Source organism: Streptomyces sp. NPDC001231, assembly GCF_042896885.1.
GTDB lineage: Bacteria > Actinomycetota > Actinomycetes > Streptomycetales > Streptomycetaceae > Streptomyces.
Genome location: NZ_JBIAXS010000012.1, coordinates 150,889 through 177,842 on the forward strand (window position 1 = coordinate 150,889; position 26,954 = coordinate 177,842).

A 26,954-nucleotide genomic window follows, 5' to 3' on the forward strand; every position below is an offset into this window, starting at 1 on the left:
CTCAGCCGCTCCATCCAGTGGTCCCGTACGATTCCGGCTCACACCACTGCTCGAACGGACGGTCGAGCGTGTACTTGCCGTCGTCCCCGAGAACGAGCATCCGCATCTCGGCGTTCCCCGGGTTCGAAAGGCTCTCGAACTCGGCGACGGTCCAGTGGAACCAGCGCATGCAGAAGAGCCGCATGGCCAGGCCGTGGGTCACCAGGAGGACGTTGGGCGGGTGGTCGGGGTCCTCGAAGCTGCGGAAGAGACTCTCCAGGAAGCCGCCGACCCGGTCGTAGACGTCGGCTCCGGACTCGCCCTGGGCGAAGCGGTAGAAGAAGTGCCCGTAGGTGTCCCGGTAGGTCTTCTGGAGGCGCACCTCGTCGCACTCCTGCCAGTTTCCCCAGTCCTGCTCGCGCAGCCGCGGCTCTTCGCGCACGCGTATGAGGCCGGGGTCCAGGTCGAAGGAGTGGAGGGTCTCGTGGGTGCGCCGGTAAGGGGAGACGTAGACGCTCACGCGTTCGCGTCCGAACAGGTCCCGCAGTTCCTTGCCGGTCTCCTCGGCCTGTCGTCGGCCCCGCTCGGTGAGTGCCAGCGCGTGGTCGGGTTCGCGCTCGTACACGGTGTCATCGACGTTGCCCGTTGACTCGCCGTGCCGGACAAGGATGATGCGCCGTGGTCGTGCCATGCCAGAACAGTAGATCGGGTCGGCGCCGATCGAGGACTCCAGCGGGCCTTGTACGGCGCAGATCACATACATCGCGCGCCCCGCGCCACACAAACCCGTGGGCGACCGTCCGCCGTCAAACCGTCCAGGTGCTCTCGAGTTCCACGATGTCGCCCGTGAGCGACGCTATGTCGGCCTCCGTCTGGGCGCGCAGCGCCAGGCGCTCCACACGCTCCGTGCGGTACTTGCCGTGCTCGGCGGAGGACTGCCACATGGACAGCACGAGGAACTCGTTGCCGGGAGCCTCACCGAACAGGCCGCGCACCATGCCGGGCGAGCCGGCCATCGCCGGGTTCCAGACCTTCTCCTGCATCAGCGTGAAGTGCTCGGCGCGCTCCTCGTGAACCCGGCAGAGGGCGACCCGCAGCAGATCGGCGTCCGCGAAGCGGGGTTCGAAGCCCGTCTTCACGTCGAACCGGTAGTCGAACAGCCGGACCTGGGCGTCCTTGAAGGTGCCTGCCTGCGCCGCCGCCAGCCGGTCGTGGGAGCGGGCCATGAAGGAGTCGTAGAAGGCACGGCTCTCCCAGAAGGCGAAGATGTGCGCGACACCCGGCCGTCCCCGGCTCCACCCGCCCCCCTGTCCCCGAAACCCCGGCTCCCCCAGAAGCCCCGCCCACTTCCGCTGCCCCCGCTCGAAGCCCCGGCGGTCCACCACGGTGCAGCGAATCCACTTGACCAGCACCGCGCCATCGTAAGGCCCTGCGACGTGGCATCGGTCACTCCTGCGGGGACAGCGCCCGCGCAAGCGCCCCCGCGCACGTGGCACGATGGACAACAAGCGCCCGCAGAACGGAAGTTGAGGCAGAGGGGCGCACGGGGCCGGTCAAGGGGGAGTCAGATGAGCGGAATCAGCAAGGGGATCGGCAAGGTCGAGGTCGCGGTCAAGTGGGATCCCAGTCCCGCGGGGCAGCCACCCACTGATCTGGATCTGGTCGCCGCGGTCTACAGGGCCGGCGACCCGCACGGCGATCCGGCCCATGTGGTGCATTTCGAGAGCCGTTCCCCCGACGGAACCATCTATCTCAACCGGGACAGCAGGGACGGCCAGGGCTTCGGGTGGGACGAGGTCATGACGCTCGAACTCGACCGGCTCGACGACAGGTACGCGCGCGTGGTGGTCGGCGTCGTCATCCAGCAGCGTCCGGTGCACCGCACCTTCGCCGGCGTGCTCGGTCCGGGAATGCGCGTCCGCGAGGGATACACCGTCCTGGCGGAGGACGACTTCGGCGGTGTGCTCGGCGCGACGGCGGCCACGGTCGCGGAGTTCGCGCGGAACGAGGCGGGCAACTGGGTGTTCTGCCCCGGCGTCCTCGGCTTCGAGGACGATCCGGAGACCTTCACCCGCGCCATGGGCCGGGTGCGCCCGTCGTAGCCGAAACGCGTAAGGGGCGCGGCCCATGGCCGACGCCCCTTACTTCACGGCGTTACCGTCAGGTCAGCTGCAACCGCTGGTCGAGCCACAGCCCTCGCAGATGTAGCAGGAGCCGGCCCGCTGCATCTTCGTACCGCAGGAGAAGCACAGCGGGGCGTCGGCCTGGATGCCCAGCTGCATCTCCACCAGCTCGGCACTGGTGTGCGCCTGCTTGGGGGCGGGCTTGGCCACCTCGACCTCGGCCCTCGGCGTGGCGACCGGCTTCAGGTCGGTCTGCCGGGGCGCCGACTGGGCCAGGCCCTCGACATCGAGCTCGTCGTCGGTCGGCTCGTAGGAGCCGGTCTCGAGGTGGCGCTGACGCTCCTCGGCGGAGTGGATGCCGAGCGCGGAGCGCGTCTCGAAGGGCAGGAAGTCCAGCGCCAGGCGGCGGAAGATGTAGTCGACGATCGACTGTGCCATCCGCACGTCCGGGTCGTCGGTCATACCGGCGGGCTCGAAGCGCATGTTGGTGAACTTCGAGACGTACGTCTCCAGCGGCACGCCGTACTGAAGGCCCACCGACACGGCGATCGAGAAGGCGTCCATCATTCCTGCGAGCGTCGAGCCCTGCTTGGACATCTTCAGGAAGACCTCGCCGAGACCGTCGTCCGGGTACGAATTGGCGGTCATGTAGCCCTCGGCACCGCCGACCGTGAAGGAGGTGGTGATGCCGGGCCGGCCCTTGGGCAGGCGCTTGCGGACCGGGCGGTACTCGACGACCTTCTCGACCGCGCTGCGGATCGTGCCCTCGGCCTTCTCGGTGATCTCGGCCTTCTCGTCCTCCTTCTTCTTGGCGGAGAGCGGCTGGCCGACCTTGCAGTTGTCGCGGTAGATGGCGAGCGCCTTGACGCCCAGCTTCCACGCCTCGAAGTAGATCTCCTCGACCTCCTCGACGGTCGCCGACTCCGGCATGTTGACCGTCTTGGAGATGGCACCGGAGATCCACGGCTGGATCGCGGCCATCATGCGGACGTGGCCCATCGGGGAGATGGCGCGCTCGCCCATGGCGCAGTCGAACACCTCGTAGTGCTCGTGCTTGAGGCCGGGGGCGTCGAGCACGTTGCCGTGCTCTGCGATGTGGGCGACGACCGCCTCGATCTGCTCCTCCTGGTAGCCCAGGCGGCGCAGGGCCTGCGGGACGGTGCCGTTGACGATCTGCATCGAGCCGCCGCCGACCAGCTTCTTGAACTTGACCAGCGCGAGGTCGGGCTCGACACCCGTGGTGTCGCAGGACATGGCCAGGCCGATGGTGCCGGTGGGCGCCAGGACGGACGCCTGGGAGTTGCGGAAGCCGTTCTTCTCGCCGAGCCGCAGCACGTCCTGCCAGGCCTCCGTGGCGGCGGCCCAGACCGGCGTGTCCAGGTCGTCCATGCGGACGGCCGTGGTGTTGGCGTCGGCGTGCTGCTTCATCACCCGCAGGTGCGGCTGGGCGTTGCGGGCGTAGCCGTCGTACGGGCCGACGACCGCGGCGAGCTCGGCCGAGCGCTTGTAGGCGGTACCGGTCATCAGGGAGGTGATGGCACCGGCGAGGGCGCGGCCGCCGTCGGAGTCGTAGGCGTGGCCCGTCGCCATCAGCAGCGCGCCGAGGTTGGCGTAGCCGATGCCGAGCTGGCGGTACGCGCGCGTGTTCTCGCCGATCTTCTGGGTCGGGAAGTCCGCGAAGCAGATGGAGATGTCCATCGCCGTGATGACCAGCTCGACGACCTGGGCGAAGCGCTCGACCTGGAAGGACTGGTTGCCCTTGCCGTCGTCCTTGAGGAACTTCATCAGGTTCAGCGAGGCGAGGTTGCAGGACGTGTTGTCCAGGTGCATGTACTCGCTGCAGGGGTTCGAGCCGTTGATGCGGCCGGACTCCGGGCAGGTGTGCCAGTGGTTGATCGTGTCGTCGTACTGGATGCCCGGGTCGGCGCAGGCCCAAGCGGCCTCGGCCATCTTCCGGAACAGGTCCTTGGCGTCGACCTGCTCGATGACCTCGCCGGTCATCCGCGCGCGCAGGCCGAACGCTCCGTCCTGCTCGACCGCCTTCATGAACGTGTCGTTCACGCGGACCGAGTTGTTGGCGTTCTGGTACTGGACGGAGGTGATGTCATCGCCGCCGAGGTCCATGTCGAAGCCCGCGTCGCGCAGGGCGCGGATCTTCTCCTCCTCCTTGACCTTGGTCTGGATGAAGTCCTCGATGTCGGGGTGGTCGACGTCGAGGATGACCATCTTGGCCGCGCGGCGGGTCGCACCACCGGACTTGATGGTGCCCGCGGAGGCGTCGGCGCCACGCATGAAGGAGACGGGCCCGGAGGCGTTGCCGCCGGAGGAGAGCAGCTCCTTGGAGGAGCGGATGCGGGAGAGGTTCAGGCCGGCGCCGGAGCCGCCCTTGAAGATCATGCCCTCTTCCTTGTACCAGTCGAGGATCGACTCCATGGAGTCGTCGACGGACAGGATGAAGCAGGCGGAGACCTGCTGGGGCTGCTTGGTGCCGACGTTGAACCAGACGGGGCTGTTGAAGCTGAAGATCTGGTGCAGGAGGGCGTAGGCCAGCTCGTGCTCGAAGATCTCGGCGTCGGCGGGCGAGGCGAAGTACTTGTAGTCCTCGCCGGCCTTCCGGTACGTCTTCACGATGCGGTCGATCAGCTGCTTGAGGCTGGTCTCGCGCTGCGGGGTGCCGACGGCACCGCGGAAGTACTTGCTGGTGACGATGTTGACCGCGTTCACCGACCAGAAGTCGGGGAACTCGACGCCACGCTGCTCGAAGTTGACCGAGCCGTCGCGCCAGTTGGTCATGACGACGTCACGGCGCTCCCAGGCCACCTCGTCGTACGGGTGCACGCCGGGGGTGGTGTGGATGCGCTCGATACGCAGCCCCTTGCTGGCCTTGGTGCCCTTGGCTCGGGAACCTCGTGCCGGACCGCTCGCCGTCTCTGTCATGCCGCCTCCCTGTACGGGCGTAAACGCCCTGAAGTGCCCCTGTGTTCCGGAGCACGGTGTTCTGTCTGGTGTCGCGGGCACCCTCGCTGCCACCCGCGACAGGTTTTCCTCACCGCCGCCGAGCCGGGTCCGGACGCACCGTCCGGACCGGCCCGCTGCTCAGTCGGCGGTGCCTGCGGACAGGGGGACCTCAGCCGTCCCGCCGCGCCCGCGGCCGTCTTCCTGGCACCCCTCACAAGCGCCGTCGCGTTCCTGCGCGGCGGGGTGTCCCGTTCCTTCCCTGAGTTCCGCGATGGCGGACTCGAAGTCCTCGAGCGAGTCGAACGCCCGGTAGACCGACGCGAACCGCAGATAGGCGACGAGGTCGAGCTCCTTCAGGGGGCCGAGTATGGCGAGCCCCACGTCATGAGCGGCCACCTCGGCGCTCCCGCTGGCGCGCACCGCCTCCTCGACCCGCTGGCCCAGTTGGGCGAGCGCGTCCTCGGTGACGGGCCGCCCCTGGCATGCCTTGCGCACACCGTTGATGACCTTGATCCGACTGAAGGCCTCGGTGACTCCGGACCGCTTGACCACCATGAGCGAGCACGTCTCCACTGTCGTGAACCGACGGGAGCAGTCAGGGCACTGGCGGCGCCTGCGGATGGACGTGCCGTCGTCCGTCGTACGACTGTCGACCACGCGGCTGTCGGGGTGCCTGCAGAAGGGGCAGTGCATGGACTCCAACCCTCCTCACAGCAGACTCAACGGCCTCACCAGACCCATGGGCCCCGCGAAGCAGCCACAAGCATAGGCGATGAATGGCGGCCCGAAGACCGGGGGGAACACAATCTGTGGGCTGCTACAGCTATCCAACCACTACATGTGGGGATTGGCTCCATACAGGCAGGCGATGCCGCGTGTTGCACGGATACGGCAGCGCGCCGTGCGCCGGAGCCGCCACGGGCAACACACCGATGGCGCCCGCGCCCGCCGGGGAGCTTACGGAGATACCGTGAGCGCCGCACGGAGAACGCGTGGGACTCCCGGGCAGACGGGAGACGGCACCCGCTCGACGGGACGCCGGATGGCAGACTGGGGCGGCAACCCACGAGGTCGCCATCCCGGCGGTGAAGAGTACAACAATGAGCCTTTTTGCCAGCCGGGCACGCGTTGCCCATACACCCAGAAACGCGATCAAGTCCGGCTGTCGGCGTTTTTTCACTCGAACGTGTGTTTGGCGCAACCTTTCGAAAGCAACTACCGTTGTGCCGGAGGGAGACCATCGAGAGGGGCCGACGTGACCACCACCGCAGACAGTGCCACCATCACTGCCCAGGACTGCTCCCAGGGCCGACTCGAGCCGGTGCATGCGATGAACGAAGCCACGAATCCCGAGGGGCACAAGCGCTCCCTGCCGGGCCGACCTCCGGGCATCCGGGCCGACAGCTCGGGCCTCACCGACCGTCAGCGCCGGGTGATCGAGGTCATCAGGGACTCCGTGCAGCGGCGCGGCTACCCGCCGTCCATGCGGGAGATCGGGCAGGCGGTCGGCCTCTCCAGCACTTCCTCGGTCGCACACCAGCTGATGGCGCTCGAGCGCAAGGGTTTCCTGCGGCGTGATCCGCACCGTCCGCGCGCGTACGAGGTCCGCGGCTCGGACCAGGCCACCGCGTTGCAGCCGACGGACACGGTGGGCAAGCCGGCCGCCTCCTACGTCCCTCTGGTCGGCCGGATCGCGGCCGGTGGTCCCATCCTCGCCGAGGAGTCGGTCGAGGACGTCTTCCCCCTCCCCCGGCAGCTGGTCGGTGACGGAGAGCTGTTCGTCCTCAAGGTCGTCGGTGACTCGATGATCGAGGCCGCGATCTGCGACGGCGACTGGGTCACCGTCCGCCGCCAGCAGGTCGCCGAGAACGGCGACATCGTGGCCGCGATGATCGACGGCGAGGCCACCGTCAAGCGCTTCAAGCGCGAGGACGGGCACGTCTGGCTCCTCCCGCACAACGCGGCGTACGAGCCGATCCCGGGCGACGACGCGACCATCCTCGGCAAGGTGGTGGCGGTGCTGCGGCGCGTGTGAGAACCGCGCCGGGCGGGCTCGCCCACCTGCCCCCTTGATCGGGCCCCGGGACCCCTGCGCCGGTTCCGGGGCTCTGTGCTGCGCGTCGCCCCCGTCCTGAACGGCCCTGGTCACCGCGCTTTCGGATCGCGGGGGTGGGGGGGGCCGCCCCCCGCCCGCCCCCCCCCCCCGCCCCCCCCCCCCCCCCCCCGCCCCGGCGGGGGGGGGGGGGTGTGGGGGGGGGGGGGGGGCCGGCCGCCCCGCGGCCCCCCCCACCCCCGCGATCACTTCCCCTCCTGCTCGGCCATCGCGTTGATGGCCGCCAGTGACTTGCGCACCTGGTTGCGGTCCGTGGTGTTCCAGAAGTCGGGCAGCGACGCCTTCAGATAGCCCCCGTACCGGGCCGTCGCCAGACGCGGATCCAGTACGGCGACCACACCCCGGTCCCCCGAGGCCCGTACGAGACGCCCGGCGCCCTGGGCCATGAGAAGCGCCGCGTGGGTGGCGGCCACCGCCATGAAGCCGTTGCCGCCGGCGTCCTCCACGGCCTTCTGGCGGGCGCTCATCACCGGGTCGTCGGGGCGCGGGAACGGGATCTTGTCCATGACGACCAGCTGGCAGCTGGGCCCGGGGACGTCCACGCCCTGCCAGAGCGACAACGTGCCGAAGAGACAGGTCTTCGGATCCGCCGCGAAGTTCTTGATCAGTTCGCCCAGCGTCTCCTCGCCCTGGAGCAGGATCGGGAACTCGGGGATACGGCCGCGCAGCTCCTCGGCGGCCAGCTGGGCCGCCCGCATGGAGGAGAACAGGCCGAGCGTGCGTCCACCCGCCGCCTGGATCAGCTCCGTCAGCTCGTCGAGCATGTCCCCCCGGTCACCGTCCCGCGCGGGGCGCGACAGGTGCTTGGCGATGTACAGGATGCCCTGCTTGGGGTAGTCGAACGGCGAGCCGACGTCGACGCCCTTCCACTGCGGGACGTCGTCGCCCTCGGTGCCCTCCGGCGCGAGACCGAGGGAGGCGCCGACGCCGTTGAAGTCGCCGCCGAGTTTGAGGGTCGCGGAGGTCAGGACGACGGAGCGGTCCGCGAAGAGCTTCTCCCGCAGCAGGCCCGAGACGGACATGGGGGCGACGCGCAGGGAGGCGCCGAAGCGGTCGTGGCGTTCGTACCAGACGACGTCCCACTCGGAACCGTTGGTGATGCGCTCCGCCACGTCGTGCACGTTCTCCACCGAGGCCAGTGCCTGTTTGCGGACGGCGTCCTCGTCCTGGACCGACCTGTCCCGGGTCGCGCCGAGTGCGGAGATGACGTTGCGCGAGGCGTCCCGCAGTGCCAGCAGCACATAGCCGAGGTCCTCGGGGATCTCCTCCAGGCGGCCGGGCAGGGCGAGCTCCATCAGGCGCTCGAAGCCCTCGGCCGCGGTCTGCAACTGATCGGCGGCCTTCTCGTTCACCAGCTTGGCGGCACGGCGCACCGCGCGGTTGACCTGACCGGGGGTGAGCTCACCGGTGGCGACACCCGTGACCCGGGAGACGAGTTCGTGTGCCTCGTCGACGATGAGCACCTCGTGCTGCGGGAGGACCGGCGCGCCCTCGATGGCGTCGATCGCGAGCAGCGCGTGGTTGGTGACGACGACCTCGGCGAGCTTGGCGTGCTCACGGGCCATCTCGGCGAAGCATTCCGCGCCGTAGGCGCACTTGGAGGCGCCCAGGCACTCCCGCGACGAGACCGACACCTGCGCCCAGGCCCGATCGGACACTCCGGGCGCCAGGTCGTCGCGGTCGCCGGACTCGGTCTCATCGGCCCAGTCGCGCAGCCGCAGGAGATCCTGGCCCAGCTTGCTGGTGGGCGCGGCCGCCTCGAACTGGTCGAACAGTCCCTCCTCCTCGTCCTGCGGCATGCCCTCGTGCAGGCGGTGCAGGCACAGATAGTTCGACCGGCCCTTGAGCATGGCGAACTCCGGGCGGCGGCGCAGCAACGGGTGCAGGGCGTCGACGGTGCGCGGCAGGTCCCGCTCGACGAGCTGGCGCTGGAGGGCGAGGGTGGCGGTGGCCACGACCACTCTCTCCCCGTGGGCGAGGGCGGGCACGAGATAGCCGAGGGACTTTCCGGTGCCGGTGCCGGCCTGGACCAGCAGATGCGAGCTGTCGTCGATCGCGTCCGCGACGGCTTGGGCCATGGTCACCTGGCCGGGGCGCTCCGTACCGCCGACGGCGGTGACGGCGGCATGCAGGAGTTCGGGGAGGGAGGGCTTCGTCATAGCGCGACCACCCTACGGCTCGGGACTGACAATCGGGCGATCAAGGCGGGGACCGGTGGCTGGGTATCTCTCCTGCGGATCCGGCGGTGTGGGAACCGGTTCGGCCCGAGGGGTGTACCAGAAGTGATGACACTGTGGCGCGCTGTCACAGCAGATCACGCAAGGACCGGTCGCGGATCATGAGGGCGGCCCGCTTGGCGGGCAGGTCGACCTCGGCGGCGAACCGGAAACCGGCGCTCAGAAATGCGGCCAGGGAGGGTGCGTTGCGAAGGTCGGGTTCCGCCAGGACGCGGGCACAGGTGATGCGTTGGTCGAGTACCAGGTCGGCCACCGCTCTGAGCAGGGTGCCGCCGAGCCCCCGCCCACGGTCGGTGACGCCGCCGATGAGGAGATGGATACCTGTGTCGTGCGGCCGGGCCGGGTAGTGCCGGGCCAGCGGATCGAGGTCGGCCCGGTAAATCTCCCAGTAGCTCATCGGAGTGCCCTCCAGCAGGCCGATGCAGGGGACGCTGCGACCGTCGCCATCGAGTTGCGCGAGCAGATGGGCCTCGGTCACGTCCCGCGGCCCGGCCAGCTGCCAGAACTCCGCGACGGCGGGGTCGTTCATCCAGCGGCTGATCAGCGGCAGATCCTGCTCGAGCCGGACGGGGACCAGCTGGAACGTGCCGGCGGCTGTGAAGGTGGGGCCCCAGTCACCCACGCCGTCGAGCAGGTCGGCCGTGGCCGGGGCGTCCGTCCCGGTCGCCTTCCGGAAGAGCGCGACGAAGTCGTCCGGCAGACGCAGGTCGAGCGTGTCCTCGCCGTCGGCGCCTGCCTCGGTCGGACGGCGGTGGGGAGCGGTTGCCTGCGCTTGACCGGTGTCGGCGCCGGCATCGGGGGGAGGCATGGCGCGCTCCTCTCGGAAGACGGGTCTACGGGAGACGGAGGGTTTACGGCAGACGCGAGTCGGGGTGCGGATCAGAGGTACAGGGGGTTGGCGATGGTGACGTAGACGGACTGGGTGTCGACCGGGCCGACGAGTTCGTCGAGGCCGTGCAGCCGGGTCAGCAGGTTGGCCTTGCAGCGCAGGACCGGGGAGTCGAGCAGACGGAAGGGCAGGGTGGAGCGCGTACGGGCGGGGCCGGAGGCCGCGTCGGCGAGGAAGCGGCGGAAGGCAGCCAGCAACAGCCCCTCGTCGGCGAGCCGTTGGGAGCCGAAGGCGCCGATGAGACCGAACACGTTGTTGACGGCGAGGTAGTAGGCGAAACGTTCGTCGGTGACGTCGTCGGAGACGAAGGTGTCGCTGTGCTCGCCGATGCCGGGCAGCCGGGCGTCGAGCTCTGCGTGCCGGGAGAGGCGGAAGTAGTAGCCCTGGTTGTCGCGGTAGCGACCGCCCGCGGGCCAGCCTTCGTCGTCCAGCAGGAGCAGCGTGTTCTGCTGGTGGGCCTCCAGGGCGACTCCCGCCTCGCCGTCCAGCCACAGCACGGGGCGGACCACCTGTTGGAGGTAGCGCAGGAACCACTCGGTGGCGACGGCTCTCGACGGGCGGCCGGTGCGGACGGCGAGGCTGGTGACGACCTCGGCCAGGCGGGACCGCACGGTGAGGGGGGCGCCGGCCCGCGGGTAGGGCCGGGGTGCCACGAGTCCGGCGACGCAGGAGACGTCGTCCGACGGGTTGAACGGGTTGTGCCGGATCATCACGTCCAGACCCGGCACGGGTGCCCCGTCCTGGTCGTCGACGGCAAGCCAGGCAGGGTCCCGGACGATGTCGAAGCCGGGGTGCGCCGCACGCCACTGCTGGGAGAGCCCGCTGCGCAGCAGCCGGTGGACCTCTACACCCCGGTGCAGTTCCTTGCGGAGGTTCTCACGACGAGAGTTGGTGATGTGCAGGCCCAGTGACAGCTTGAACATGGCGGCGGCGCCGGTGCGGTGGACGGTGCGTACGGAGGAGGTGGGGTGCCAGGGCGGCCCGTAGGGACCCAGATCGCGCAGCAGTCCCGCGTCGAGCAGGGCCGCCGTGCCCGCGCGGTGGCGCACCTCGCGCAACTGCCACGGATGCAGCGGCAGGGCGGCGTATCCGTCGGGCAGGGGCAGCCCCGCTCCGGCGAGCCGGGCGGTGAGCAGGTCGGCGGGTACGGTCCGACCGCATTCGGTCCAGGCCGAGTCGGTGGCCAGGACGGAGCGGGCGACCGCCATCCAGTGCAACGGGAAGGAGCCTCGCAATTCGGGTGAGTAGTGGCGGACTTCGGCTTCCGACAGGCCCTCGCGGCTCTTGGGGGTCGGGTGCAGCGGGTGTCCGAGCAGGAGGGCCTGCTCGGCGGAGAGGAAGTGGTCGGTTCCGTCGGTGGGACGGTGCCGGCGGTCGCGAAGGAAGAGGGTGGTGCCACGAACGGAGTCGGCGACACGGGCGACGAGGTCGAGGGCGGCGGTGTCGGTGGGCTCGGTCAAGGCCCGGTCCGGTGACGGGGCGGCGGCTGCGGGCGCCTGCGAGGCCCTGGGGGCGCGGTTCCCGGTGCGTGCTTCCCGGACCAGCAGGGTGGCGACCGTGACGGCGTCGGCCGGCGGGGCGTCTTCCGGGGCGTCGGCCAGGTACGGGAGGCCGAAGCGGTGCCAGCCCGTTGGGGACCAGTGGTGAACCGGGACGAGCAGGGCCGTCCCGCTGGCCCGGAGGGGGATGCGGAGGGTGCCGTAGCAGGGAGCCGCCGTGCCGGTCTCGCGCACCCAGCAGCGCAGGAGGTTCTCCACGGCCGCGGCCTGGGCGGCGGTGTGCGGGTCGGGGTGTTCGAGGAGGTCGGTGGCCGCGCCGTCGGACCGCAGGGCGGCCGTAGTCCTTCTCGACTGACGGGGGACCTTCTCGGCCGGGTCTTGGGTGCGGGAGCGGCCGTGGGGGGTGGAGGTGAGGTTCATGACGGCTCCTCAGGGTGACGTTCGGGTCGACGCGTCCGGGTAATGGCGGGCCGGCCGGGCGACGGTGGGGCGATAGGGACCAAGCGGTGAGGGCTCGGAGGGGGTGTGGATCTTGGTGTTTCGGAAGGTGCCGGTGGGGCGGCTGAGGGCGGAGCGGTCGCCTTCGGCAGTCCGTCCGGCTCCAGGCTCCGGCGGGGCGGGGGCGGCGGGGCCGGACGATGCGATCGGCCAACCCGTCCGAGTCCGCCTCCGGTGGCACGGTCCAGGTCGGCCGAGCGGGGCCGTCGTCGGCTCGGACCTGCTCGATCCGGGGCGCCCGCCGACAATCGCGGCCGCGGGGCGCTACCCCGTACCTGCCGAGTGGCCGGTGGGTTGCGGACGTCTCCAAGGGGCCCCGCGCTCCTGACCGTCTCGGCCGGTGTGACTCCGGGCCGCCGCCTCGATCGCGTCGGCCAGGCGGCCGAGGACCACGGCGGCCTGCTCGTCGCTGATCGTCAGCGGGGGAAGGAGCCGTACGACGCTCGCGTGGCGGCCTCCGAGTTCGACGATCAAGCCCCGCCGCAGGCATTCCCGTTGGACGGCGGCAGCGAGTTCGGGTGCGGCGGGAAGGGGCTCCCGGACGCGGGGCAACGTCGGCCCGGCACCCGGGCTGTGCTCGACACCGCCACTCCCACCACCACTCCCACCGGCGCCCCCGGCCCCGGCGCCCCTGGGGCAGATCAGGTCCGAGCCGACGCCGGCCCCGCTGTCGCCCTCGGGTTCCCCCTCCGGGTTCACCAGTTCGAGGCCGATCATCAGCCCCCGTCCCCGTACCTCGCCGACGCAGGGGAAGTGGCAGGCCAGGTCGCGGAGTTGGGTCAGCATGTGGAGGCCGAGGGAGGCCGCGCGTTCGGCGAGGCGGTTCTCCCGGACGTGGGCCAGGGTGGCCGTGCCCGCGGCCATGGCGAGCTGGTTGCCGCGGAACGTTCCGGCGTGGGCGCCGGGTTCCCAGACGTCGAGGTCGTCACGGTAGACCACGACGGCCAGCGGAAGGCTGCCGCCGATGGCCTTGGACAGCACCATCACGTCCGGTGTCACACCGCTGTGCTCCACCGCCCAGAAGGTGCCCGTGCGGCCCACCCCCGTCTGGATCTCGTCGGCGATCAGCGGGACGGACCGGTCCTCGGTGATCCGGCGCATGCGCCGCATCCAGTCGTCCGGGGCGGGAATCACCCCGCCCTCGCCCTGGACGGGTTCGAGGATCATCCCGGCGGGCAGCGGTACGCCCGACTTCGGGTCGTCCAGGACGGACTCGGTCCAGCGGGCGGAGAGTTCGGCCCCGCGCGCGCCGCCGACGCCGAAGGGGCAGCGGTAGTCCTGCGGGTAGGGCAGGCGCGCGACCCGTACGTCGGTGGCGTGGCCCGAGGCGGCGAGCGCTCCCTCGGTCATCCCGTGGTAGGCGCCGGAGAAGGCCAGGATTCCGGTGCGGCCGGTGGCGGCCCGGACGAGTTTGAAGGCGGCCTCCACCGCGTCCGTGCCGGCCGGTCCGCAGAACTGCACGCGCGCCCGGTCGGCGAGTCCGGGCGGCAGCGTGTGGAACAGCTCGGTGACGAAGGCGTCCTTGACGGGTGTGGCGAGATCGAGGGCGTGCAGGGGCGCGCCCGAGTCGAGTACGTCGCGGATGGCCTCCAGGACGACGGGGTGGTTGTGGCCGAGGGCGAGGGTGCCCGCGCCCGAGAGGCAGTCCAGGTAGCCGCGCCCGTCCGCGCCCTCGATGGTGAGCCCGCGGGCCCGGACGGGCACGATCGGCAGGGCGCGCGCATAGGTGCGCGCCGCCGACTCACGCGCCGACTGCCGCCGCAGGATCCCCTCGAGCGAGGCGCGCGCCCCCGCCGACACACAGCCTCCGGGCGCAGACTCCGTCACCGTCACGGTCCTTGTCCTCCCGCTGTCCCAGAGCGTCGGCCTGCCACTGATGCAAGGCGCCGGCCTCACGCCGCCGGGGCGAGTCGCCGCCCGCGGCACGGGGTCCCGGACGCAGACATCAGGACCCTCACCGCTACAACCCCGGACGGTCCGCGCGGTTACGGGTGCGCTCAAGATCCTTGCGGTTGTGGAGCGTTGCTCACCGGCGTTCTCGGCCGGACCTGGCGAGACCACGAGACCGCTCACGGCCCGCGGCCGCACAAGGCCGGCGTGCGGCGGCAGGGGGCGGGAGGCAGAGCGACAGACGCCGGGAGGCAAGTCACCGTGCGGCGGCAGACGAATCACCATGGGGCGGGAGACAACTTGCATCGGTCTCGCATCGGACAATGGGGATCGCAGGGGAAGCCGGCCGAGCGAGGTGCGGGGACATGAGCGACGAGACACCGCCCGTGGCGGGGCTGACCACCGGCGCTCTGGCCCGCCGCCTGGGCGTCTCCCCGACCACCCTGCGCTCCTGGGACCGCCGGTATGGTCTGGGGCCCGCCGTGCGGGCGCGGGGACGACACCGCCGCTGGAGTCCCCAGGACGTCGCGATGATGGAGGAGATGTGCCGGCTGACGGCGGCGGGCGCGCCACCCGCCGAGGCCGCCCGGGTGACCCGCCTCGGGCGCGGCCCGGCCGGGCGTGCCGAACCGGCCGCCGCCGTGACCTCCGACCGGCCCGCGCCGTCGTCCGGAGCGGGGGAGCCGCCCCGCCGCGGGGGCGCCGGCGGCGGGCTGCCGCTGGGCGACGTGCGGCAGGAGTGCCATGGCCTGGCCCGCGCCGCGGTGCGCCTGGACTCGCCGGAGCTGGAGAGCCGACTGCTGGAGGCGGTCGGGCGGTACGGGCTGACGGCGGCGTGGGAGGAGGTGATGGTGCCGACCCTGCGCGCGGTGGGCCGCAAGTGGGAGTCGTCCGGCGACCGGTACGTGGAGGTGGAGCACCTGCTGTCCTGGCAGGTGTCGAGCACACTGCGCAGCACGCCGCTGCTGCTGCCACGCGCCGCGGCGCGGGTGGACGCTCCGCCGGTGGTGCTGGCCTGCGCGCCCGGTGAGCAGCACTCCCTCCCCCTGGAGGCACTGAACGCGGCGCTGGGCGAGCGCGGGGTGCCGACCCGGATGCTGGGCGCCGCGGTGCCGGTGGAGGCACTGATCGCCTGCGTACGGCGCACCGGTCCGACCGCCGTGGTCCTGTGGTCGCAGGCCCGCTCCACCGCGTCGGTGCCGCTGGCACGACACCTCGCGGCCCTGGAGTGGGGGGCGCCGGGTGCGCGCAGGCGGCCTGCCGTCCTGCCCGCCGGTCCGGGCTGGGAGCGGCGGACCTGCGGGGGCTTCCCACGCTGCGTCGGTCTGCGGGACGCGGTCGAGACGCTGAGCCGCCTCTGCGGTGACGACGGTGCCGTGGCGCACGCCCCACGGGCGCGCTGAGGGGCATGACTCGGAAGAACTGCCAGACCAGACAGCCTGTGACGAAACCGCTGCCCGTAGCGAAACCGTTGCCGTTACGTCGGCGGTCCCCCACGCCGAGCGCATAGTGTGTGGTGCCGTTCGCGCACACCGTGAGACCAGGGTGAACTGGGCCTGATTTCAAGGTGAGAACGCGACGGCAAGGAGCAAGTCCGTTCACAGCAGGGGGAGTCAGAGCATGCGACCCATACGCCCGTTCTTCAACGCTCGTCGAGGAGGGGGCGCCCGCCGCACAACCTCACCCATGCTGACCTCCGTGGCCCTGACCTCGGTGCTCGCGCTCTTCGCCACCGGCTGCGACTCGGGCGACAGCGAGGCCGACAACCGGCCCACCGCCGTCGCGACCGCCGACGACACGGGCGCAACCGGCGACGGAAAGATCAAGATCCCGGACGATCTCAGGAAGAAGCTCAAGGAACACGGGATCGACATCGACAAGTGGAAGAACGGCGCCTGGAAGGACTGGAACGAGGACGACTGGCTCCGTGAGGCGAAGGACTTCGTCAACCCGATCATCAAGGACCTGTGGGATCCCGACCGGATGCGCCGCGCCAAGGACCCGGACAAGGGCGTGAACGACAACGACCTCTCCGGCGACCAGGGTGTCACCGACCCGACCCCGGCCCCGGTGAAGGCGGCTGCGGTCCCGCCGACGTACCACGCGAACGCGGCGACGGCGGGGAAGGTGTTCTTCGACTCCCCCGAGGGCACGATGGTCTGCTCGGCGACGGTCGTTCAGGACCCGGCCCACCCGGGCAAGTCCAACCTCGTGTGGACGGCCGGCCACTGCGTGCACGCAGGCAAGAAGGGCGGCTGGTACCGCAACATCGCCTTCGTGCCGTCGTACAACGACGCGGGCAGCAGCACCGCCGAGCTGGAGAACGCCGGCAAGGACGAGGTCGCGCCGTACGGCGTGTGGTGGGGGGACTGGGCGCAGACCTCGGAGCAGTGGATCGAGCAGGGCGGTCCGACCGGCGGGCAGGGTGCCGCCTACGACTTCGCCGTCATCCATGTGACGCCCGAGCAGGGCGGCGCCGGCAAGTCGCTGGAGGAGAGCGTCGGCGCGGCACTGCCCGTGGACTTCGCCGCCCCGGCCGTACCGCAGGTGCGGAGCGTGACCGCGACGGGCTATCCGGCCGCGCCGCCGTACGACGGGCAGCGACTGTACCGGTGCCAGGACAAGCCGGGCCGGCTGTCGCTGAACGCATCGGACCCGACGATGTACCGCATCGGCTGCACCATGACCGGCGGCTCCTCCGGCGGCGGCTGGGTCGCGACCGGCTCGGACGGCAAGCCCGCTCTGGTCTCCAACACCTCGATCGGTCCGGTGACGGCCGGCTGGCTGGCGGGTCCGCGGCTGGGCCCGGAGGCCAAGGGCGTGTACGACTCGGTCAGCGGCAAGTTCGCAGGACAGTAGGCAGACCGAAGGCGGCGGGACGTCTCAGGCGTCTCACGGGAACCTTCACCGTCCCGCCGCCGTTCGCACTCGATTCCCCGGGCATAGTGGGGTGCCGCTCCGGACGGCTCCGCAGGGAAACGCCCGGATGACAAGCGCATGGCACCAAGGGGGCTCGGCGCTCGGGCCGGGCGCGCGGCATTTCACACCAACCGACGGGGGTTCATCGCACCATGCAGTTCATACCTGGTTCCGCCACGCCCCGGCGCGCGCGCCGGCGCACCGTCCTGGCCGCCACCGGGCTCGTCGCGGCCCTGACGCTCACCGCCACCGCCTGCGACGGCTCGGGCAAGGCCGACGCCGCCGGCACGCCGGACGCCGCCGCCTCTCAGTCCGCGGACGGCGGCGGCGGCGACGGCAAAGTCGGGATTCCGGCCGACATCGCGGACAGGCTCAAGGAGCACGGGATCGATGTCGACAAGTGGAAGAACGGGGCCTGGAAGGACTGGGACAAGGACAAGTGGCTCAGTGAGGCCAAGGACTTCGTCAACCCGGTGATCGAGGGCCTGTGGCAGCCCGAGCGGATGAAGTCCGCCCAGGAGGCCGACAAGACGGTCTCCACCCAGGACGCCGCCGCAGACCAGGGCGTCAGCGACCCGGCGCCGCAGCCCGTCCGGGCGCAGGCGGAGAAGACGCCGTACCACGAGAACGCCGCTCCGGTCGGCAAGGTCTTCTTCGACTCGCCCCAGGGCTCGATGGTCTGCTCGGGCACGGTCGTCAAGGACGTCAACCACCCGGGCAAGTCCAACCTGGTGTGGACCGCCGGCCACTGCGTGCACGCCGGCCGGGACGGCGGCTGGTACCGCAACATCGCGTTCGTGCCGGCCTACAACGACCTCGGCAAGTCCGCGGCGCAGCTGAGCAACGCGAAGGCCTCCGAGGTCGCCCCGTACGGCGCCTGGTGGGCGGACTGGGCATCCACCTCCAACCAGTGGATCCAGGGCGGTGCGGAGACGGGCGGCGCGGGCGCGGCGTACGACTACGCCGTGCTGCATGTGAAGCCGGAGTCCGGTTCCCGGTCGCTGGAGGAGACCGTCGGGGCGGCGCTGGACGTGGACTTCTCCGCGCCGCCGACGACGCGGGTCGCCACGATGGGCGCCTGGGGCTACCCGGCCGCGCCTCCGTACAACGGTCTGAACATGTTCCGCTGCGTCGACCGGCCGGGCCGGCTGTCGCTCAGCCCGTCGCTCCCGACGATGTACCGCATCGGCTGCACCATGACCGGCGGCTCCTCCGGCGGCGGCTGGTTCCGCGTGGTGGACGGCAGGACGAAGCTGGTGTCCAACACCTCGATCGGCCCGGCGGACCACACCTGGCTGGCGGGTCCGCAGCTGGGGCAGGACGCGGAGGCGCTGTACCAGAACATGAGCAGGACCTACGGCGGCCGGTGACCCGGTGACGACGCCGAGGGCCCGCCCCCTTCGACAGGGAGCGGGCCCTCGGCCGGTGCTGCTATGGGTCAGAGCGCGGTGGCGGGCACGTACGGCGCCAGTTCCGCCGCGAGCTCCTCGTGCACCCGGGCCTTGAGCAGGGTGCCCTCCGCGGTGTGCTCCTCGGAGATCACCTCGCCCTCGGTGTGGGCACGGGCGATCAGCTTGCCGTGGGTGTACGGCACCAGCGCCTCGATCTCGACGGACGGCCGGGGCAGCTCGCTGTCGATCAGCGCGAGCAGCTCGGTGATGCCCTGCCCGGAGCGGGCCGAGACGACGATCGAGCGCTTCTCGATCCGCAGCAGCCGCTGGAGCACCAGCGGGTCCGCCGCGTCCGCCTTGTTGACCACGACGATCTCGGGTACGTCGGTGGCGCCGACGTCCCTGATCACCTCGCGCACCGCGGCCAGCTGCTCCTCCGGGTCGGGATGGGAGCCGTCCACCACGTGCAGGATCAGGTCGGAGTCGCCGACCTCCTCCATGGTGGAGCGGAAGGCCTCGACCAGGTGGTGCGGCAGGTGCCGGACGAAGCCGACGGTGTCCGCCAGCGTGTAGAGCCGCCCGCTCGGGGTCTCGGCCCGGCGCACGGTCGGGTCCAGGGTCGCGAACAGCGCGTTCTCGACCAGGACACCCGCGCCGGTGAGCCGGTTGAGCAGGGAGGACTTGCCGGCGTTGGTGTAGCCGGCGATGGCGACGGAGGGCACCTTGTTGCGGCGCCGCTCCTGGCGCTTGATCTCGCGGCCGGTCTTCATCTCCGCGATCTCCCGGCGCATCTTCGCCATCTTCTCGCGGATCCGCCGACGGTCCGTCTCGATCTTGGTCTCACCGGGTCCGCGCGTGGCGAGGCCGCCGCCGCTGCCGCCGCCCATCTGCCGGGACAGCGACTGACCCCAGCCGCGCAGCCTCGGCAGCATGTACTGCATCTGGGCGAGCGCGACCTGCGCCTTGCCCTCCCGGGACTTGGCGTGCTGGGCGAAGATGTCCAGGATCAGGGCCGTACGGTCGATGACCTTGACCTTGACGACGTCCTCGAGGTGGATCAGCTGGCCCGGGCTGAGCTCACCGTCGCAGATGACGGTGTCCGCGCCGGTCTCCAGGACGATGTCGCGCAGCTCGTTGGCCTTGCCGGAGCCGATGTAGGTGGCCGCGTCGGGCTTGTCACGGCGCTGGATGACGCCGTCGAGCACGACCGCGCCCGCGGTCTCCGCGAGGGCGGCCAGCTCGGCCAGGGAGTTCTCCGCGTCCCGCGCGGTCCCCGAGGTCCATACGCCGACGAGCACGACCCGCTCCAGGCGGAGCTGGCGGTACTCGACCTCGGTGACGTCCTCGAGCTCGGTGGACAGGCCCGCGACACGGCGCAGCGCCGCCCGCTCGGAACGGTCGAACTGATCGCCGTCCCGCTCTCCGTCGAACTCGTGGCTCCAGGTGACGTCCTCTTCCATCAGGGCATCGGCCCGGAGACCTTCGGGGTAGGAGTGCGCGAGGCGCTTGCTGTCCTGGGACGCCTCAAACGACTGGGAAGAGGAAGAAGAGGAGGTCATTTGGTCCTTACGTGGTGGGAGAGTCCGTCACCGGTCACAACGTACGGGCGCCCCGGGAGATTCCCGTGGCCCCGCGCGGCGCCGGTCTGAAGATGGTCGCACGGTACGGCCCGTCTCGTCACTGCGTTATTCCTCCGGGTGCCACCACCGGGTTTTTCCATTCGCGTCCCTCACGTCCGTTCACGTCCACTCACTCACTTTTTCGCCGTCTCCGGCGGCGGGACGGGCTTCCAGTCGGGGTGGCCGGGCATCGGCGGGGTCTTCTCGCCGTACAGCCAGGCCTGGAAGAAGCCGCTCAGGTCACGTCCGGCGATGCCCGAGGCCAGGCGCTCGAAGTCGGCCGTGGTGGCCGTGCCGTCCCGGTGGGCCCGCACCCAGGCGCGCTCCAGGCGCTCGAAGTCCGGCTTGCCGATCTCCTGGCGCAGCGCGTACAGGACGAGCGCGGCGCCGTCGTAGACGTTCGCGCGGAAGACCCCGATCTTCAGGCCGGGCCTCGGCGACTTGGGCAGCGCGGGCGGTCCGCCGGACTCGCGCCAGCGGTCCGAGGCGCCGTAGGCGGCCTTCATACGGGTCTCCAGCGGCTTCTTCGCCTTCTCGTCGGCGTACAGGGCCTCGTACCAGGTGGCGTGGCCCTCGTTGAGCCACACGTCGGACCAGGTGCGAGGGCTGACGCTGTCGCCGAACCACTGGTGGGACAGCTCGTGCACCATGATCGACTCGACGTACCACCGGGGGTAGGCGGGTTCGGTGAACAGCTTCTTCTCGAAGAGGGACAGGGTCTGCGTCTCGAGTTCGAAGCCGGTGGCGGCGGAGGCCATGAGCACGCCGTACGTCTCGAAGGGGTACGTGCCGACCTTGCTCTCCATCCAGGCGATCTGGTCGGGGGTCCTGGCCAGCCACGGTTCGAGCAGCTCGCGGTCCTCGGCGGGGACGACGTCGCGCAGGGGCAGGCCGTGCGGGCCGGTGCGGTGCACCACGGTGGAGCGGCCGATGGACACCTGAGCCAGTTCGGTGGCCATGGGGTGCAGGGTGCGGTACGTCCAGGTCGTCGTCCCGCCGGTCCGGGTGACGCCGGCCGGGAGGCCGTTGGTGACCGCCGTGTACTCGTCGGGCGCGGTGACGTGGAAGGTGAACATCGCCTTGTCGGAGGGGTGGTCGTTGCACGGGAACACCAGATGGGCGGCGTCGGCCTGGTTGGCCATGGCGAGACCGTCCGTGGTGCGGACCCAGCCACCGTCGCGTCCCTTCTCGGACACGGGATCGCTGGTGTGGTGCACGGTGACACGCATCCAACTGCTCTGCGGCAGCGGGAACTTCGGGGTGACCACGAGATCCTCGCCCGCGGTGGTGAACTCGGCCGGCAGTCCGTCGACCTCCACGGCGTCGACCGTGCCGTGCGCGAAGTCGAGGTTCACGCGCTCCAGGTCCTCGGTGGCCCACGCGTCGATCGTGGTGACGGCCTGGAGCGGCTTGCCGTTGTCTCCGGCATAGGTGAACGACAGGTCGTACGACGACACGTCGTACCCGGGGTTGCCCAGGTGAGGGAAGAGCCGGTCACCAACGCCCAGCGGCTCGGCCGGAGCACTCACGGCGACGAGACAGACGGAGACGGCGGACGCGAGGAGGGTCGCCTTCAGGCGACGCGGGACACGTGATCCAAGGCTGAGCGGCATGGACCACCGCTACCAGCGCCCATCCGCCCCACCGCGCCGACGCGCGCCCAACCCACCCGAAAGAGCCCCACGGGAGCACGCCGAGGGCCGCGGAGGCGCGGGGTCCTACCGCTCACACCCCTGGTGGCTGAGGCTGGGTGCGGCTCACGTCGTAGACACCCGGGACGTTGCGCATCGCGCGCATCAGGGCCGGGAGCCCCGCCGCGTCGGGGAGTTGGAGGGTGTACGTGTGGCGGACGCGCTGCTGGGCCGGCGGGGCCACGGTCGCGGAGACGATCTCGACGCCCTCGAGGGCGATGGCCTCGGTGAGGTCGGCCAGCAGGTGGGGGCGGCCGAACGATTCCGCGAGCAGCGTGACTCGGCACGCGGCGGTCTCCCCCCAGCGCACGCCGAATTCCGCGCGCCCCGCGTTCCTCATCCGCGCGACCGCGGCGCATTCCACGCGGTGCACGGTCACCATTCCCCCGCGCACGGCGAAGCCGGTGATCTCGTCGGGCGGCACGGGTGTGCAGCAGCCGGCGAGCCGTGCGGCCGCGTCGGGCCGGCCGACGACCACGACGCTCGCCGTGTCCAACCCGAAGGCGCCCGGCACGTCGAGCCCGGCCGGTGGGACCGCTCCGGCGGGCACCGGAACCGGCGACGGGCCGGGATCCGCGCCGGCCCGCGCAGCCGCGGAGGAGTCGGCGCGCGCGGGACTGCCCGCGGCCGGTGCGGCGTCCCCGCCTGCGTCCTGGGCCAGGTCCGCGGCCGACTGACGGGTGGCCAGGCGGCGTTGGATGGCGATGCGGGCGGCCGGGGTGTGGGCGTGGTCCAGCCATTCCCGGGAAGGCTCGGAGGCCGGGTCCTGGCCCATCAGGAGCTGGACGGAGTCGCCGTCCTTCAGGACGGTGCTCAGCGTCGCCAGGCGGCCGTTGACGCGGGCGCCCATGCACGCGTGCGCGTCCTCGCCGTACTGGGCGTACGCGGCGTCCACGCACGTGGCGCCCTCGGGCAGGCCCAGGGTGCCCCCGTCGGGCCGGAAGACGGTGATCTCGCGGTCCTGGGCGAGGTCGGCGCGCAGGGTGGACCAGAAGGTGTCGGGGTCCGGCGCGGCCCGCTGCCATTCGAGGAGGCGGGAGAGCCAGCCGGGGCGGGTGGGGTCGGCGCGCTCGCCGTCGCTCGCGGAGTGCTCCTCCCCGGGAGGGGCGTAGGGATTGCCGAGTGCGACGACCCCGGCCTCGGCGACCTTGTGCATCTGGTGGGTGCGGATGAGGACTTCGACGACCTGTCCGTCCTCGCGGGCCACGGCGGTGTGCAGCGACTGGTACAGGTTGAACTTGGGTACGGCGATGAAGTCCTTGAACTCCGAGACGACGGGCGTCATGCAGGTGTGCAGCTCGCCGAGGACGGCGTAGCAGTCGGCGTCCTCGTTCACCAGCACGAGCAGCCGTCCGAAGTCACAGCCGCGCAGTCGGCCGCGCTTGCGCGAGACCCGGTGCACGGAGACGAAGTGCCGTGGTCTGAGGAGCACTTCGGCGGGAACGTCCGCCTCGCGCAGCACCCCGCGCACCTGCTCGGCGACCTCGGTGAGCGGGTCGCCCGGGCGGCCCGCGTTCTCCGCGATCAACTCCCGCGTGTGCGCGTACTCCTCGGGGTGCAGGATCGCGAAGACGAGGTCCTCCAGCTCGGTTTTGAGCGCCTGCACGCCGAGCCGTTCGGCGAGCGGGATGAGGACGTCCCGGGTCACTTTCGCGATACGGGCCTGTTTCTCCGGGCGCATCACGCCGAGGGTGCGCATGTTGTGCAGCCGGTCGGCGAGTTTGATCGACATCACGCGGACGTCGTTGCCGGTGGCGACGAGCATCTTGCGGAAGGTCTCGGGCTCGGCGGCCGCGCCGTAGTCGACCTTCTCCAGCTTGGTGACGCCGTCGACGAGGTAGCGGACCTCCTCGCCGAACTGCTCGCGGACCTGGTCCAGCGTCACATCGGTGTCCTCGACGGTGTCGTGCAGAAGAGACGCGGTCAACGTCGTGGTCTCGGCGCCGAGTTCGGCGAGGATGAGGGTCACGGCGAGCGGATGCGTGATGTAGGGCTCGCCGCTCTTGCGCATCTGGCCGCGGTGCGAGGACTCGGCCAGGACGTAGGCGCGGCGCAGCGGCTCGAGGTCCGTTTCCGGGTAGTGCGCGCGATGGGCCTCTGCCACGTGGCCGATGGCGTCCGGCAGCCGGTCGCGGGCGGCCGTCCCGAGCAGTGCGGCACGGCCGAGCCGGCGCAGGTCGATCCGCGGGCGGGCCCTGCGCCGTGGCTCCACGGGAACCACCGGGCCCGGGGCCGCAGGATTCGTGGCATCCGCACTCATGGGCACCTCCGGCTGCGTGGACCGGCGGACGGGGCGCCCCAGGGCGTACTCGGCACAGGGGTTGGCTACGGATCCCCCGTCCGGGCCGGTGATTGATGCTACCGAGCCCAGCACGCCCGACCGGCCGTCTCTCGACGAGCGTGAAACGGATCACCCATTCGAGCGATGGCCAGGAGGTTTATGGTTTCCAGTCACCTGACAGGGGGCCAGCCGTGGATTCGCCGCCCGTTCCCGCCTCCAGGCATACGTATGACCTTCCCATGGGCCGTCAGGGCTGCGATATCCAGCCGCCCGACCGTCAGCCGGCCGCTGATTCAAGCCACTTCGCGTCGATCTCGCCCTCGGCGACGAGCACGGCGGAGCCGGTCATCTCGATCTCGCCGTCCGGCCGCTCGGTGATCACCAGCGTTCCGCCGGGGAGGTCCACCGTGTACGTCACCGGAGTCCCGGTGGCCGTCGGGTCGGCGCCGTCGCGCCGGGCAGCCGCCACGGCGACGGCACACGCGCCCGTGCCGCACGAGCGGGTCTCGCCCGAGCCGCGTTCGTGCACGCGCAGGGCGACGTGGCGGGGACCGCGGTCGACGACGAACTCGACGTTCACGCCGTCCGGGTAGGCGGCGGCCGGGCTGAAGGGCGGCGGGGAGAGCAGATCGCCGGCGTCGGCGAGGTCGTCGACGAAGGCGACCGCGTGCGGGTTGCCCATGTTCACGTTGCGCGCGGGCCAACTGCGGCCGCCGACGCTCACGGTGACGTCCCCTTCGGGAAGCCTCGCCCGGCCCATGCCGACGGTGATGTCACCGTCCTTGGCGATGTGCACCGTCTTCACGCCCCCGCGCGTGGCGATCGCGAGGTCGCCCTCCGTCGTGTGTCCGGCGTGCTGGAGGTAGCGTGCGAACACCCGCACGCCGTTGCCGCACATCTCCGCGACGGAGCCGTCGGCGTTGCGGTAGTCCATGAACCACTCCGCCTCGGCCGCCATGCCGCGGGCCTCGGGGTGCGCGGCGGAGCGCACGACGTGCAGCACCCCGTCCCCGCCGATGCCCGCGCGGCGGTCGCACAGGGCGGCGACGGCCGCCGGGGACAGCTCGACGGCGTTCTCCGGGTCCGGGACGATCACGAAGTCGTTCTCCGTGCCGTGGCCCTTGAGGAAGGGGATGCGCGTGCTCATGGCTCGATCGTACGGGGTCGCTCCGGCAACCCGGTGATCATGTTCAGCGGCCGCGGGGCCGGTCCGCGGCAGGGGCGGTGCCCGGGTACTGGCGGAGCCGGGGTCCGGGCGCGCGGCCGGTGAAGCCGGGGCCCGGTGCGGCCTAGCGGAGCCGGGCGACCCGCCAGACGGCCAGGACCACGACCACGGCGACGACGAGGACGTACGCGCCGATCACCCGCCAGTCCAGGCGCCGCCCGGAACCGCGCGGCGGCAGGCCCGGCCAGGTGTGGCCGACGCGGCGGGCGGCCATCATGCCCCAGCCCGCCGAGCACGAGCAGATCAGCAGTCCCAGCATGGCGATCACGGCGCCGTTGTCGCCGTCGAAGGCCAGCGGGAAGGCGAACATCAGGGAGCCGACGACGGCCAGGCCCACGATCGGGGCCAACTGCCAGATGCGCAGCCGCCGCTGCGGGCGCAGCTCGACCTCCACCTCGGGCCCCGCGAACATCTCCTCGGGCCCGGGGCCGTCCGCGGTCACGCCGCCCTGCGTCTCGTCGGGCCCGTCGGGGCTCAACGAGTCGTCGTCCGGTTCCGCGCCGCCGCGCTCCACGGTGATGCGGTCGGTGTCTTGTGCGGTGTCGCGAGGGCCGGCCTCCATCGCCACGCGCCCTCCCAACTAGGACTTCACTCGGTCGATCCGAGCTTGATGATGGCACGGCGCCGGAGGCCTGGATGACGGCCTGGGCGTCCCGATGCCATGACGTGATCAGGCTGTAACCGGTCGTTCGACCAACGCCAGGGCGAGATGCGGAAGTTCTGTGAGATCCGACGCAGCCCCGCTCAGCCAGTGCACACGGGGGTCCCGCCGGAACCACGAGTCCTGACGCCGCGCGAAGCGTTTCGTGGCGCGTACGGTCTCCGCGCGCGCCTCGTCGAGCGTGCACTCCCCCGCGAGCGCCGCGAGCACCTGCTGGTAGCCGAGCGCACGCGATGCCGTACGCCCCTCGCGCAGGCCCCGCGCCTCCAGCGCGCGCACCTCGTCCACGAGCCCCGCCTCCCACATGCGGTCGACCCGGCGCGCGATGCGTTCGTCGAGTTCGGGGCGGGCGACGTCGACGCCGATCTGGACGGTGTCGTAGACCGAGTCGTGACCCGGGAGGTTCGCGGTGAAGGGGCGGCCGGTGATCTCGATCACCTCGAGGGCCCGGACGATCCGGCGGCCGTTGCTGGGCAGGATCGCCCGCGCGGCCTCGGGGTCGGCGGCGGCGAGGCGGGCGTGCAGAGCGCCGGAGCCGCGCAGCGTGAGCTCGTCCTCCAGCCGGGCGCGCACCTCGGGATCGGTGCCGGGGAACTCCAGGTTGTCCACGGCCCCGCGGACGTACAGGCCGGAGCCGCCGACCAGGACCGGCCAGCGCCCCTCGGCGAGCAGCGCGTCGATCCGCTCCCGGGCGAGCCGCTGGTACTCGGCGACGGACGCCGTGACCGTCACGTCCCAGATGTCGAGCAGGTGGTGCGGCACACCACCGCGCTCCTCGGGCGTCAGCTTCGCGGTGCCGATGTCCATCCCTCGGTAGAGCTGCATGGAGTCGGCGTTGACGACCTCGCCGCCGAGGCGCTGGGCCAGAAAGACGCCCAGATCGGACTTTCCGGCCGCAGTGGGGCCGACGACGGCGATGACGCGGGGGGCGGGGGGTGCGCTGCTCACCGCACCAGTCTCCCAAACGCCGCAGGAGGTGCC

19 protein-coding genes are annotated in these 26,954 nt (G+C 71.3%); 5 read left to right on the forward strand and 14 right to left on the reverse strand.

Annotated elements, in window-relative coordinates:
- Position 1: 1 nt before the first annotated feature.
- Complete coding sequence (locus ACFY3J_RS17065) at positions 2-670, reverse strand: histidine phosphatase family protein (RefSeq protein WP_384184325.1); 669 nt, start codon at positions 668-670, stop codon at positions 2-4.
- Between the two features lie 115 nt (positions 671-785).
- Positions 786-1,391, reverse strand: a complete 606-nt coding sequence (locus ACFY3J_RS17070; RefSeq protein WP_384184328.1) for a YdbC family protein — start codon at positions 1,389-1,391, stop codon at positions 786-788.
- 156 nt (positions 1,392-1,547) lie between these two features.
- Between ACFY3J_RS17070 and ACFY3J_RS17075 the strand changes: the two genes are divergently transcribed.
- Positions 1,548-2,081: a TerD family protein gene (locus ACFY3J_RS17075; protein WP_384184330.1), complete on the forward strand. Its 534-nt coding sequence runs from the start codon at positions 1,548-1,550 to the stop codon at positions 2,079-2,081.
- 63 nt (positions 2,082-2,144) lie between these two features.
- Here ACFY3J_RS17075 and ACFY3J_RS17080 read toward each other — a convergent pair whose 3' ends face one another.
- Complete coding sequence (locus ACFY3J_RS17080) at positions 2,145-5,039, reverse strand: vitamin B12-dependent ribonucleotide reductase (protein WP_390841124.1); 2,895 nt, start codon at positions 5,037-5,039, stop codon at positions 2,145-2,147.
- Between the two features lie 159 nt (positions 5,040-5,198).
- On the reverse strand, positions 5,199-5,753 hold the full coding sequence (gene nrdR / locus ACFY3J_RS17085) for a transcriptional regulator NrdR (protein ID WP_384184336.1): 555 nt from the start codon (positions 5,751-5,753) through the stop codon (positions 5,199-5,201).
- Between the two features lie 562 nt (positions 5,754-6,315).
- Between nrdR and lexA the strand changes: the two genes are divergently transcribed.
- Entirely contained in the window at positions 6,316-7,095 is a 780-nt protein-coding gene (gene lexA / locus ACFY3J_RS17090) for a transcriptional repressor LexA (RefSeq protein WP_384184339.1), read from the forward strand.
- Positions 7,096-7,358: 263 nt separating this feature from the next.
- Here the strand turns inward: lexA and ACFY3J_RS17095 are convergent, their stop codons facing one another.
- The 4 genes from ACFY3J_RS17095 to ACFY3J_RS17110 form a co-directional block, all read right to left on the reverse strand.
- Entirely contained in the window at positions 7,359-9,332 is a 1,974-nt protein-coding gene (locus ACFY3J_RS17095) for an ATP-dependent DNA helicase (protein ID WP_384184342.1), read from the reverse strand.
- A 145-nt stretch (positions 9,333-9,477) separates the two neighbouring features.
- On the reverse strand, positions 9,478-10,218 hold the full coding sequence (locus ACFY3J_RS17100) for a GNAT family N-acetyltransferase (RefSeq protein WP_384184345.1): 741 nt from the start codon (positions 10,216-10,218) through the stop codon (positions 9,478-9,480).
- Between the two features lie 71 nt (positions 10,219-10,289).
- The gene (locus tag ACFY3J_RS17105) at positions 10,290-12,218 is read right to left on the reverse strand and encodes an IucA/IucC family protein (RefSeq protein ID WP_390841125.1); all 1,929 of its coding nucleotides are present in this window, start codon (positions 12,216-12,218) and stop codon (positions 10,290-10,292) included.
- 342 nt (positions 12,219-12,560) lie between these two features.
- Positions 12,561-14,129 carry a diaminobutyrate--2-oxoglutarate transaminase family protein gene (locus ACFY3J_RS17110; RefSeq protein ID WP_390841126.1) on the reverse strand — a complete coding sequence of 523 codons (1,569 nt, stop codon included), beginning with the start codon at positions 14,127-14,129 and terminating at the stop codon, positions 12,561-12,563.
- Between the two features lie 422 nt (positions 14,130-14,551).
- Between ACFY3J_RS17110 and ACFY3J_RS17115 the strand changes: the two genes are divergently transcribed.
- The 3 genes from ACFY3J_RS17115 (at position 14,552) to ACFY3J_RS17125 (ending at position 18,475) form a co-directional block, all read left to right on the forward strand.
- The gene (locus ACFY3J_RS17115) at positions 14,552-15,589 is read left to right on the forward strand and encodes a MerR family transcriptional regulator (protein ID WP_390841127.1); all 1,038 of its coding nucleotides are present in this window, start codon (positions 14,552-14,554) and stop codon (positions 15,587-15,589) included.
- Positions 15,590-15,806: 217 nt separating this feature from the next.
- Entirely contained in the window at positions 15,807-17,045 is a 1,239-nt protein-coding gene (locus ACFY3J_RS17120; RefSeq protein WP_390841128.1) for a trypsin-like serine peptidase, read from the forward strand.
- Between the two features lie 212 nt (positions 17,046-17,257).
- Positions 17,258-18,475 carry a trypsin-like serine peptidase gene (locus ACFY3J_RS17125; protein ID WP_390841129.1) on the forward strand — a complete coding sequence of 406 codons (1,218 nt, stop codon included), beginning with the start codon at positions 17,258-17,260 and terminating at the stop codon, positions 18,473-18,475.
- 68 nt (positions 18,476-18,543) lie between these two features.
- On the opposite strand, the gene hflX is transcribed toward ACFY3J_RS17125, so the two are convergent.
- From hflX to miaA, 6 genes are all read right to left on the reverse strand, one after another.
- A complete protein-coding gene (hflX, locus tag ACFY3J_RS17130; protein WP_390841130.1) occupies positions 18,544-20,055 on the reverse strand; it encodes a GTPase HflX in 1,512 nt (503 codons plus the stop codon).
- A 194-nt stretch (positions 20,056-20,249) separates the two neighbouring features.
- Positions 20,250-21,728: a M1 family metallopeptidase gene (locus tag ACFY3J_RS17135; RefSeq protein ID WP_390841131.1), complete on the reverse strand. Its 1,479-nt coding sequence runs from the start codon at positions 21,726-21,728 to the stop codon at positions 20,250-20,252.
- Positions 21,729-21,840: 112 nt separating this feature from the next.
- Positions 21,841-24,066, reverse strand: coding sequence for a RelA/SpoT family protein (locus ACFY3J_RS17140; protein WP_384184364.1), 2,226 nt, complete (start codon positions 24,064-24,066; stop codon positions 21,841-21,843).
- A gap of 298 nt (positions 24,067-24,364) precedes the next feature.
- Positions 24,365-25,234, reverse strand: coding sequence for a diaminopimelate epimerase (gene dapF, locus ACFY3J_RS17145; protein WP_384184367.1), 870 nt, complete (start codon positions 25,232-25,234; stop codon positions 24,365-24,367).
- A gap of 142 nt (positions 25,235-25,376) precedes the next feature.
- Positions 25,377-25,874 (reverse strand): hypothetical protein, encoded by a 498-nt coding sequence (locus ACFY3J_RS17150; protein ID WP_384184470.1) that lies wholly within the window; start codon positions 25,872-25,874, stop codon positions 25,377-25,379.
- 108 nt (positions 25,875-25,982) lie between these two features.
- Positions 25,983-26,921 (reverse strand): tRNA (adenosine(37)-N6)-dimethylallyltransferase MiaA, encoded by a 939-nt coding sequence (gene miaA / locus ACFY3J_RS17155; RefSeq protein WP_384184370.1) that lies wholly within the window; start codon positions 26,919-26,921, stop codon positions 25,983-25,985.
- Between the last annotated feature and the right edge of the window lie 33 nt (positions 26,922-26,954).